The organism is Flavitalea antarctica (assembly GCF_054461535.1).
Window position 1 is genome coordinate 17,479 of sequence record NZ_JBTLQG010000020.1, and the last position, 12,413, is coordinate 29,891.

Here is a 12,413-nt window from a genome sequence, read left to right on the forward strand (position 1 = left end):
GGTGTATTTTATTGGAAGTTTATTGTTGCTAAGAAAGGATACTTTGTTAAGTAATTGCAGCCTCCTAACAATCCTCAAACGACTTGCTTATGACTAAAACAACCGTTCCGGCAACCTTGCCGGCTTATTCAAGACTGCTCGCTACCTTATTTTTCCTTTTTTGCTTTTCCGGCGCCATTTACTCACAAACCGTGACAGGGACTGTGACTGACAATCGCAATCAACCGGTACCCGGTGTTACCGTAATGGTAAAACGCACCGGCGAAGCAACAGTAACCAATGCAAATGGAAAATTTGAAATAAAAGCACAGGGCACTGACTCATTGCAGGTCAGCTCCGTAGGGTTTGCAGCGAGAACCTTTGCGGTGGATGGTCGGAGCGATATTACGGTAAACCTCGAGGGTAGCGCCCAGGACCTTGCCGTTATCGTGGTGACTGCCCTTGGTATCAACAAAGAAGCAAAACGACTTGGTTATGCGACGAGTGTGGTGAAACCTGATGAGCTAACCGTGAACAGGACGCCTAACCTTATGAATGCGCTACAGGGAAAAGTCGCCGGCGTAAACATTTCGGGTATGGGAACCGGTCCTGCAGGTACTTCCAAGATTCGTATCCGGGGGCAATCTTCCATCTCCGGACAAAATAACCCGCTTATTGTCATCAACGGGGTGCCGCTTGATAATACAAATTTTGGTACCAATCCAGGATCCGTTGGTGGCGACAATTCCATTGGGGTACGAGGGGGTGGAAACACTTCCGATGGAGGGGACGGGTTGTCAAGTATTAACCCGGATGATATTGAAAGCATGACGATCCTGAAAGGTGCAGCAGCAGCCGCCCTGTACGGATCAAGGGCAAAGGATGGAGTAATAATGATCACCACGAAAACACGGAGCAAAGGAAAAGGTATCGGCGTTACTTATAATCTCAATTATACAAACGAACAACCGCTGGATTTTACGGACTACCAGTACGAATATGGCCAGGGTGAAAATGGCGTCCGGCCAAAAACTGCCAACCCAACTTCCGGGCAGTGGTCGTTTGGTGAAAAATTTGAGCCCGGGATGACCCAGGTGTTGTTCGACAGTGTCGTTGTTCCTTATGTGCCGCAGTATGACAGGATAAAGAAATTTTTCCGAAACGGTCAGAATCTTACAAATACGGTAACTATTGAAGCAGGTGGAGAAAAAGGCGGACTTTATGTGTCGCTCGGCAACCTTGATAGTAAAGGAATAGTGCCAAACAATACGTTTAACCGGAAGACCATGAACCTGGGGTTCAGTTATAACCTCACCGATAAGCTAAGCTTCCAGGGAAACGGTAATTATTCGATTGAAAAAAACAACAACCCTCCCAATATCGCCAACCAGGATAATTCGATACCAACGGTTCTTTATAACATGTCGAACTCTATGCCATTGGATCTGCTTGATCAGAAAAAATACAATGCACAGGGTAACGAGTTTATTTATTCAAGATTTATGAACCGCACCAATCCTTATTGGGTATTGGCCGAACAATTTCAGAATATCAGAAGGGACAGGTTATTCGGAAACTTCTCTGTTAAATACGACATCACTGACTGGTTGTTTATCCAGGGCAGGATAGGCCAGGACTTCTGGACCCGCGACCAGGATTACAACAACTTTCCAACCGGTCATGCTTCAAGAGGACCCGCCCCTGCAGGTTTTGTAAATGGTGTTTTTACACAGGATGCAAGGCGATTCCGTGAAACAAATGCTGACTTCCTTATTTCTTCTGATTTTCAATTTGATAAGATCGGGCTCAATGTAAATCTCGGTGGCAACCAAATGCGCAGACGCTCTGAGCTGAATAGTGTGCAGGTTACTGACTTTGTGGTCAGGGGACTTTACACTGTTCAGAATGGTCGTGCAAAAGATCCTTTGTATGATCTCCAGACAAGAGGTGTTAATTCGTTGTATGGCTCCGCTGAAGTTTCGTTTAACGATCTGTTGTTTATCAACGGAACATTAAGAAATGACTGGTTCTCTACCTTATCAGTTGACAACCGAAGCATTTTATATCCATCCATTTCAGCCAGTTACCTGTTCTCCGAATCATTGAAATCGGTTAGTTGGCTTAACCTCGGTAAGCTGAGGGTTGCATATGCGGAGGTGGGAAGTGATACCGATGTACCTCCGTATGCCGATGTACTTTTTTATCAGATCAACGCTAATCTTATACCCAACCCGGCAGGAGCCACTCAACCGGTTGGCGGACCAAATGGTACGACGGTCCCCAATGCCAACCTTAAACCAATGAGGATCTCTGAGATTGAAGTTGGCGTAGAACTTAAGATGTTTAATAACCGGGTTGGACTAGATCTCGCAGCTTACCGGAAGATCACTACTGACCAGATAGTCCAGGCACAGATCTCTGATGCTTCGGGTTTCATTGATACCCGTATCAACAGTGGTAAGAGTCGTATTCTTGGCTTGGAAGGCTTACTTAACCTCGTGCCCATTCAGTCATCAAATTTTCGCTGGGAGTTTACGGCCAATGCTACTTATAATAAGTCGGAAGTGCTGAGCCTGCTAACGGATAAGCCAGGTGAACGTATAACTGTTGGTACGCACGTTTTTAATGGCGAGTTAAGGCAGATAGTTGGAATGGAAATGGGCCAGATCGCAGGTTTCGGGTATAAACGTGATGCAAAAGGTAACCGCATGTTCCAGACCAATGGAATGCCGGTAAGAACAGATGACCTGGTGACTTTTGGCTCTGCCCTGGCTAAATGGTACGGAGGTTTTCTGAACGCATTTACTTTCAAAGGAATTAACCTCTCGTTCCTGATCGATTATAAATTAGGTAACAAAATGTTATCCGGTACTAATTTCAACATGATTCGTGAAGGGCATCACAAGATGACGCTTGAAGGTCGTGTTGGTGGCGTTGTAGGTAAGGGTGTAAATCCATCCGGAGGAGAAAACACTGCCGCCGCACCCGTACAGAGCTACTGGGAACACCTGAGATCGCAGGCAATAGTTGAACCGGTGATCTATAATGGTGGCTACTGGAAGCTCCGCCAGATCACGCTGGGATATGATTTCACGAAGTATGTTCCCGGTTCCTGGCCAATAAAGGGATTGAAGCTCAGCTTCGTTGCCAACAACGTGCTGATCCTGAAAAAATGGGTGGATAACATAGATCCCGAAACATTCGGTTATACCTCAGATAATCTTGTGGGAATGGAATCGACAGGGTTACCTTCCACAAGGGGACTTGGCTTGAACCTTAACATTAAATTTTAATAGCCGCACATATGAAAAAGATAATTCAATTTTCGCTTTTGATGCTGGTGCTGTTATTCCAGGTTGCCTGTGATAAGGGACTTTCAGAATTGAACGAAAACAAAACCAACCCTACCGCCATAGATCCGCTTTTCCAATTGAATAATGCGGTGATCAATCTGTCATTCCCCACATCTACGCTTAATTATGAAATGGGTATTGTTCAGCAGATGGTGACACCAAATGGCGGGGTACTTGCCGGCGCAAACTTCAACCAGGATAATAAAAGCCTGCTGGGGCCTATCTGGCAGGCATATTACCGGAACGTTATCCGTAATACACGTGATGTAGTTGCATTCACCAAAGAAACGCCAACCCGCAGCAACCTGATGCAGATGGGAAGAATCTTACAGGCTTATGCTTTCATGATTCTCACCGATACCTATGGCGATATTCCTTACACCGAAGGCGGGCTCGGTTATTCAGAGCAATTGTTTCTACCGAAATACGATGCTCAACAGGCTATCTATACAGACATTATTAAGGAATTGACGGAAGCCTCAGCTGCTCTCGATGCTACCAAACCAACGGAGGCAGGTGATATTCTTTATGGTGGTAATATTAATCAATGGAAGAGATTTGGTTATTCGCTGCTGTTAAGAGCAGGCATGCATATTACAAAAGCCGACGCTGGGAAAGCGGAATCGACTGTAAAGGCAGCTTTTGCCGGTGGTGTTATAGTGTTGAATGCGGATAATGCCATTATGCGCCATGATGCTAACTACCTGAACCCGATCGGAAATACGCTTAATGGAACAGAAGGCGCAAATTTTTTCCTTGCGAAACCATTTGTTGATTATCTCAAAAATACCAACGATCCGAGATTACCGGCTATTGCTATCCGTTATGTTGGGGCTAAATCAGGCCCCGAACAAACGCCGGCTGTAGGTACAACCGATCCTACGAAGCAGATAGGTATGCCCATTGGTAAAGACAATGGTACGATAGTAGCTGCAGCAGCGGCCGATGGACTGGTCAGTTTTTACGAGTATAGCCAGGTGGACCGCCGCCGGGTTACCAAGACCACTGCACCAGCCTTTTTTGTGACCGCCTCGCAAACCTTATTGCTGCTTGCGGAAGCAGCGCAAAGAGGATGGGTAACGGCTAATACCGCCAAAAACTATTACGACCTTGGCGTTACAGCACATATGCAGGAGCTTGCAACGCATGATGCTGGTGCCGCAGTACCGGTATCCGCAATTCAACCATATTTGACTGCCAATCCTTTTTCGCCAGCTACTGCAATGCAACAGATAGGTACACAGTACTGGATCTCCTCTTTTCTGAATGGTCCGGAAGCATGGGCAAATTTCCGGCGCACCGGTTTCCCTGTGTTGACACCTAATCCTTATGCCGGTGATATTCCCCCGAACACCTTTATCAGGCGAATTACCTACCCGGTTTCCGAAATATCTGCAAATACAACAAACGTAAACGAAGCAATTGCAAGGCAGGGTGCAGATAGAATGGATACCAGGGTATGGTGGGACAAGTAATAGGACCGTTGAAAAATCAATCCAGGACCTGAATTTTCATGATCCGGTACCATATTTTAAAATTAAATGTAAAACCAATGTTTAAGATCGTTTTGTGCCTGTTCATGATTTGCTATGGAACCGTCTACTCGCAACAGGTTTCATTGACTGCGGACCAGGTAAAACAACTGACGGCAGAATGGAAAGGCGAAAGGTTTCCTGATGGTCGTCCTAAGGCACCCGCTAATTTATTAACCAGGTTAAAAAATATATCTATTGAAGAAGCCTGGGGTTACCTGCGTAACAAGGGATACCAGAATCAATATGAGGGTGAATGGATAATTATCCGTCCTGATTCAGCAATGGTTGGACAAGCAGTGACTGCCCAATACATGCCGATGCGTGCGGACTTTGATAAAATGATCAAAGACAAGGGTAAGGAGGAGAAAAGATCAGGCTCACCGAATTCATGGCCGATTGATGTATTGAAGGAAGGGGATATTTATGTTGCTGACAGCTATGGTAAAATAGCTGATGGTACCCTTATTGGTGATAACCTTGGCAATTCCATCTATGCCAAAACCCATAGGGGTGTAATTTTTTATGGTTCCGTGAGGGACATGGAAGGGTTACTTGCCATCAAAGATTTCAATGGCTGGATAAAGGGCATTGATCCATCGTATATCCAACAGATGATGCTGGCCGGCATAAACCTTCCGGTACGCATCGGTCGCGCCACCGTACTTCCGGGTGATGTAATTCTTGCAAAAAAATACGGAACCATATTTATTCCTCCGCATCTGCTTGAGGACCTGGTCATAAACTCAGAATTTGTGCAACTGAAAGATGCATTTGGCCACCAGCGTTTAATCGAAGGCAAGTGGACACCTGGTGAAATAGACCAGCAATGGACAGATGAAATTAAAAAAGATTTCCTTCAATGGTTGTCCGAAAGAAAAAATCTTCCCATGACAAGGAAAGAACTCGATGAGTTTATGAAAGGCCGCACCTGGTAACCGATCAGCTGCGCCTTCCTGAATAAGATAAAATATCAACCAGCTCCCTGAGCAATATCAGGCTCAACACTGTAATTCCCCGCGGATCAACATCCGGGTCAAACTGTTATTAACGCCATAAATAATTTTCATGACACCATCACAAAAATTTCTTGAAAAACTTGGATTGAAAGATGAGCAGCCTTTACCGGATCAGGGTATAAAAAGCGATGCTTATGAAAATGGCCGCAGGAACTTTCTTAAGATGTCAACACTTGGTGGGATCAGTCTCGGTGGTGCATTGATCGCTACGCCGATAGAAGACATCCTCGCACAGACAACTCAGAAAGTTAGCCGCAACTCAAAACCATCGGAGTTGAAAATAACTGACATGCGGTACTGTGTGACCAGCGTATTGGGACGCACGGCAATTATCCGGATCGACACAAACCAGGGGATTTATGGTCTTGGAGAAGTAAGAGATGGCGCCGATGTAAGATATGCCCTGATGCTGAAGAGCAGGATACTTGGTCAGAACCCCTGTAACGTGGAAATGCTTTTTAAGTCCGTCAGGCAATTCGGCGGACAGGCAAGACAGGCCGGCGGAGTATGTGCAGTTGAAACGGCGCTGTGGGATCTTTGCGGTAAAGCTTATAACGTTCCATGCTGGCAACTTCTCGGGGGCAGATACCGCGACAAGGTGCGCCTGTATGCCGATACTCCCGAATCCCAGGACCTGGAAGAGTTCAAGGCAAAAGTTAAATACCGCACAGTTGACCAGGGATATACCTGGCTCAAAATGGATGTGTCAATTGGCATGTTGCGTGGCATCCCGGGAACGCTGGTAAACAGCGCATTCTGGGGACAGGGCCTTGCACAGTGGAACGGGGATTATATGTCATATGCAAATGCTGCACATCCATTTACCGGGATCCAGATAACTGAAAAGGGTCTGGAGGTAATGGCCAAACGTGTTGCCGATGTGCGTGCTGTGATCGGGCCTGAAATTCCACTCTCAACCGATCATTATGGACATTTTGATCTCAACAATATGATCAGGTTTGGAAAATCTATAGAAAAGTATCGGCTCGCCTGGCTTGAAGATATGGTTCCCTGGCAGATGACCGAACAACATAAAACCATAACCGAGGCGTTGGAAACCCCGACATTGACCGGTGAAGATATTTACCTGTTGCAGAACTTTAAGCCTCTGATTGATACACATGCAGTCGATATCGTTCATCCGGATCTTGCATCATCGGGTGGACTGCTGGAAACGAAGAGGATAGGTGATTACGCAGAGGAAAAAGGAATCGCGATGGCTATGCACCAGGCCGGTACTCCCGTTTCTTTTATGGCCAATGTACATTGTGCGGCTGCTACCCAAAACTTCCTGGCGCTTGAACATCACTCAGTTGATCTGCCCTGGTGGGAGAGTCTTGTGAAAACAACAGACAACAGGAAGCTGATTGATAAAGGGTTTGCGCCATTGCCACTGGAAGCACCGGGTCTCGGGATCGAGCTTAATGACGAAGTAGTTAAGCAACACCTGCATGCAAAAGATAAGACATACTTCGCTCCGACACCAGACTGGGATTCTTTGAATTCACATGACCGGACCTGGAGTTGACCATGGAAGGATTTTGATTTCTGGCCGGTTTTGTCGTTTTGATCCGGACCCCATTATGTACAGGCTTTAATAAAATGCTGATAAACCATGACCAAAGCTGTTAATGCTACCTATCGGATTTTTTACGGATTATCAGCATTGTTTTTCATTTGCTGGCTTGTCATAACAATCATGGCCAGGCATGATCTTGCCGGCTGGTTCCTTATGTTGTCACTCGTAAGCCTGGCCATTGCTGTGCGTGGAAATAAACTGTTGAAAGGCTTATCCTTTACCATCATCATATTCGGGGTGGTTAGCCTTGCTATGTACTACCCCCAGCATTTTAAAACCATTGGAGATTTCAAGCTTTCCGGGCTGATAGTCCCATTGTTGCAGGTAATCATGTTCGGCATGGGGACTGAGCTTAGCATAAAGGATTTCAACAATGTATTGAGAATGCCAAAAGGTATTATCGTCGGCATTGTTTGCCATTATACCATTATGCCTTTGATCGGATTTGCCATTGCAAATCTTTTTGATTTTCCAAGTGAAATAGCAGCCGGGATTATCCTTGTCGGATGTTGCCCGAGCGGTCTTGCATCCAATGTAATGTCTTATCTCGCGAGAGCGAACCTGGCGTTATCGGTATCGGTCACAACGGTGTCAACCCTGCTTGCGCCCTTTGTAACGCCCTTGCTTATGCGCTTGCTGGGAGGCGGATTCGTTGAGGTTCATTTCTGGGATATGATGTGGGACATCACGAAGATTGTCATCATTCCGATAGCCGGCGGACTTGCATTTCATTACCTGGTAAGAGGTAAGTTTGGCTGGCTGGATAAGGCGATGCCTTTATTATCAATGGCCGGAATTGCGCTGATCATTATGGTCATTACAGCAGCCGGTAGGGACAGCCTGCTGAAGGTTGGCGGATTACTTATAATCGCAACATTTATTCACAACGTAGCTGGTTTTGTGCTGGGATATTGGTCGGGCCGTTTGTTGAAATTTGCTGAAAGTGATTGCCGCACAATTGCACTCGAAGTCGGAATGCAAAACGCAGGATTGGCATCAGGGTTGGCCCTTACTATGGGCAAGCTCGCCACGGTTGGTCTTGCTCCGGCTATATTCGGCCCGATGATGAATATTACCGGTTCCTTCCTTTCCAGCTGGTGGCACAGTCGTTTGCCAGAAGATGCGCCCGGCCAGGGATCGATCGGATTGCATCCGACTGAGAAGAACATAACACCGGTTGATACCAGGTAGCGAAAGAATAAACCTTACTGCTGCGTGTCTACTAACTTAATATGGAGCCTGTTGCCCCGATTAATGTGCTGCCTAAAAATTTCTAGCCATGAACAAGAAATTATTTTTCCTTTTGCTGTTTATAGCAACTTTTATCGTCGGTTCAATCTATGCCCAGCAGATCTCTAAAGAAGAATTGATATTCCTGACTCCTGAATGGAAGGGTGAGCGATTCGCTGATGGCAGGCCAAAGGTGCCTGATGCTATTTTAGCCCGTATGCGTAAAGTGAGCCAGGAAGAAGCGTGGGCTGTTATGAAAAACGAGGGTTATGGATACCAGGTTGCTGAGAACTGGCAACAGATTAATCCTGATAGTGTACTGGTAGGGCGTGCGGTGACTGCCACCTTTATGCCAGCCAGGCCGGATGTGTGGGGTGCGATTGATGCGAGAGGAAAAAAAGCAGGTAAAAAAGGACAAAACAGCTGGCCCGTGGATTTGCTTGTGAAAGGCGATGTGTATGTGGCCGACCAGTTCGGTGCCCATCGTAACGGACCAACCATCGGTGATAACGTTGGAAATGCTATCTATGCTAAAACCGGGAATGGTATTGTATATGACGGCGCCATCCGCGATATCGAGGGCCTGAAAGAGATAGGTGGATTTACATCCTATTTCACAAGTTATAATCCTTCGTATCACAATCCGACAGGGGACCTGAATACGATGATTATTGGTATTAACCAACCAACAAGAATACGTACGGTCACCGTTATGCCCGGAGATATCGTATTAGGTAAACAGGGTATAGTAAGTTTCATCCCGCCTCATCTTGCCGAAAAAGTAGTGACGACTTCAGAGATTGTCAGGTTAAGGGATATGTTCGGACATCTTCGTCTGAAGGAAGGGAAATATACAGCCGGGCAGATAGATTCGAAATGGTCGGATGAAATTGAAAAAGATTTTTCCAAATGGCTGAATGATCATATAAATGAACTTCCGGTTCCAAAAGAACAGATACAGGAGTTTTTGAAAACAAGGACCTGGTAACATTTTTTTTAAAAAAATTAAATCTGCAATTATGTCGCATTCGCCATCAAGAAGATCTTTTCTTTCCAAAACCGCCATGGCTTCAGCCTTAGCGTCGCTGGCACCTTTTGCGCTTTTTGGCAAGGGGATAGAAGATGCAGTAGAAAAGACACCCATTGCATCTCCTCCTGCGGATCTCAAAATAACCGGCGTCAAATGTGGGTATGTACGGGGATCGGTATTTGTAAAGATTACTACCAACCAGGACATCTGGGGCTGCGGAGAAGGAGTTGATGCCATACCCGGTACATATCATCTTGTAAAAAATTTCGGTGCCAGGCTTATTGGCAAAAGCCCCTTGAATGTGCACCGGCTTTTTGAAGACATCAGGAGATCCGGCTTTTTCCAGGGAGCCCAGGCGGGTATGTATATCGCTGTACTTTCTGCCATTGAAACAGCGCTCTGGGATCTCGCGGGCAAGGCACTCGGCCTACCGGTTTACCAGTTGCTCGGTGGCAAGTTTCGTGATAAGATCCGTGTTTATTGCGACACCGCCCTTTACCAGAGAAACCTTCCCACACCCAAGGACTTTGCCGATGCTGCATTGAAATCAAAACAAATGGGTTTTAATGCTATCAAGTTTGATCTTGACCAGGCTAATGACCCTAACAAATACGACGCATACAATTGGACCGCCAGTCCCGCAGAGCTGCAACGGATGGTTGATCAACTGGCCGCAGCGCGTGAAGCAGTAGGACCAAACATTGATATTTGTGCGGATATGCATGGACGTTATGATGCTGTAACTGGTCAACAGATTGCAAAACGGGTTGAACATCTCAACCTCATGTGGCTGGAAGAGCCCATTCCTGCCGAAAACCCGGAGGCTTATAAACTTATCTCAGATTCCACCACCACTCCAATCTGTGCGGGAGAAAATCATTATCTCGCTCACGGGTTCCGTCCACTACTGGAAATCGGGGCAGTAGATATCGTGATGCCGGACCTTCAGAAGGCCGGGGGGCTGGGGGAGGGACAGCGCATCGCCAATCTTGCCAATCTTTATTATGTTCCCTTTGCTCCGCATATGGTGGCTTCATTTCTTGGTGCAATGGCTTCGGCCCATGTTTGCGCCTCTGTTCCAAATTTTATGGTACTGGAATGGCAATCCTATTTTCATACTGAGCCAATGTTCAAAGAGATTGTTACTTATGAAGGTGAATGGGTCAAGGATAGCTTTATCACACTATCAACAAAACCAGGTATAGGGGTGGAAATTAACGAAGAAGGGATGAAGAAATATGCCATCAAAGATGTCCCCTTTTTTGTGTGATACAAATCATATGTACATGACTGATATTTTTGGGTCAATTTCCATGTACATTTGGCTCTCGTAATGTTTGACCTATGACAAGAGTTGTGAAGCTTATTCTGCTATCTGTTTCCCTTTTCTTTTCCGGTAGCTTCAGTTTTGCCCAGGTAAAACAACCGCTGGATTCAGTGCTGGCGCAGATGAAATATTCAGCGAAGAAAGAATTGATTGAAGTTTATTATCCCAAAAACCTTGACTCCTTATACGGTGGATACCTGACCGATTTCTCATTCGATTTCAAACCTTCAGGTAAGCAGGACAAGATGATCGTTACGCAGGCGAGGCATGTATGGACCACTTCAAAGGCGACACTATTTTATAAAGACACCGCTTACCTTTCGATGGCGCGTCACGGGTATTTTTTTCTCCGGGATAAGATGTGGGACAAACAATACGGTGGATTCTATACACTGGTAAACAGGAAGGGTGAGATGATATCCGATACCAAGCAGGCATACGGCAATGCATTTGGTTTATATGCACTTGCCGCTTATTATAAAACATCCAAAGATCCCGCGGTTCTTGAATTCGCAAAGAAAGCTTTTGCATGGCTTGAGAAAAACAGTCATGACCCGGTTCATAAAGGATATTATCAACACCTCGAAAGATCCGGGAAACCAATAAAGCGTAGTTCAGGAACTCCATTGTCTTCAGATCTCGGTTATAAGGATCAGAACAGTTCAATTCATTTGCTGGAGGCGTTCACCGAACTATATGCGGTCTGGCCGGATCCGCTGGTTAAGACCAGATTACAGGAAATGCTTCAGCTTATCCGGGATACCATGGTGCATTCCAAAGGTTATCTCCAATTGTTTTTCACGCCTGACTGGAAACCCGTTACCCACAAAGATTCAGCACGCGAAGTTATAATGGAGCGAAGGTCACTGGATCACGTTTCTTTCGGACATGATGTGGAAACTGCTTACCTGATGATGGAAGCAACGGAAATCGCCGGCAATCATAATGATAAAAAGACTGCTCTTGTCGGCAAACGTATGGTCGATCATGCCCTGCTTAATGGCTGGGATAAGGTTTTGGCCGGGTTTTATGACCAGGGTTATTATTTCAGGAATGCAGATACGATCAGCATCATCAAACAAAGTAAAAACTGGTGGGCTCAGGCTGAAGGATTAAATACTTTGATGATATTTTCCCGGCTGTATCCGTCAGATCCATTGAATTATGGTGATAAGTTTCTTGAATTATGGAACTACGTTCAGTTAAATCTTATTGATCATGTTCATGGCGACTGGTATGAAGAAGGGATAGATCATAGTCCTGAAAAAACAAGGTCGCCTAAATCACATATCTGGAAGGCTACCTATCATAATTTCAGGTCATTGATTAATTGCATACAAATGCTCGAAAAGAAATAAGACCGG

At 45.7% G+C, this 12,413-nt stretch carries 8 protein-coding genes; all 8 read left to right on the forward strand.

Translation table 11 applies throughout. The features are described from left to right. Positions 1 to 89: 89 nt before the first annotated feature. Complete coding sequence (locus tag ACX0G7_RS17035) at positions 90 to 3,272, forward strand: SusC/RagA family TonB-linked outer membrane protein (protein ID WP_458924714.1); 3,183 nt, start codon at positions 90 to 92, stop codon at positions 3,270 to 3,272. 11 nt (positions 3,273 to 3,283) lie between these two features. Then, on the forward strand, positions 3,284 to 4,807 hold the full coding sequence (locus ACX0G7_RS17040; protein WP_458924715.1) for a SusD/RagB family nutrient-binding outer membrane lipoprotein: 1,524 nt from the start codon (positions 3,284 to 3,286) through the stop codon (positions 4,805 to 4,807). 77 nt (positions 4,808 to 4,884) lie between these two features. Then, the gene (locus ACX0G7_RS17045; protein ID WP_458924716.1) at positions 4,885 to 5,802 is read left to right on the forward strand and encodes an RraA family protein; all 918 of its coding nucleotides are present in this window, start codon (positions 4,885 to 4,887) and stop codon (positions 5,800 to 5,802) included. Positions 5,803 to 5,932: 130 nt separating this feature from the next. Next, positions 5,933 to 7,411, forward strand: coding sequence for a mandelate racemase/muconate lactonizing enzyme family protein (locus ACX0G7_RS17050; protein ID WP_458924717.1), 1,479 nt, complete (start codon positions 5,933 to 5,935; stop codon positions 7,409 to 7,411). Positions 7,412 to 7,498: 87 nt separating this feature from the next. Next, on the forward strand, positions 7,499 to 8,653 hold the full coding sequence (locus ACX0G7_RS17055; protein ID WP_458924718.1) for a bile acid:sodium symporter family protein: 1,155 nt from the start codon (positions 7,499 to 7,501) through the stop codon (positions 8,651 to 8,653). Positions 8,654 to 8,741: 88 nt separating this feature from the next. Beyond that, positions 8,742 to 9,680 carry an RraA family protein gene (locus ACX0G7_RS17060; protein ID WP_458924719.1) on the forward strand — a complete coding sequence of 313 codons (939 nt, stop codon included), beginning with the start codon at positions 8,742 to 8,744 and terminating at the stop codon, positions 9,678 to 9,680. A 31-nt stretch (positions 9,681 to 9,711) separates the two neighbouring features. Continuing rightward, positions 9,712 to 10,992, forward strand: a complete 1,281-nt coding sequence (locus tag ACX0G7_RS17065) for a mandelate racemase/muconate lactonizing enzyme family protein (RefSeq protein WP_458924720.1) — start codon at positions 9,712 to 9,714, stop codon at positions 10,990 to 10,992. A 74-nt stretch (positions 10,993 to 11,066) separates the two neighbouring features. After that, complete coding sequence (locus ACX0G7_RS17070; protein ID WP_458924721.1) at positions 11,067 to 12,407, forward strand: AGE family epimerase/isomerase; 1,341 nt, start codon at positions 11,067 to 11,069, stop codon at positions 12,405 to 12,407. Positions 12,408 to 12,413 lie beyond the last annotated feature (6 nt).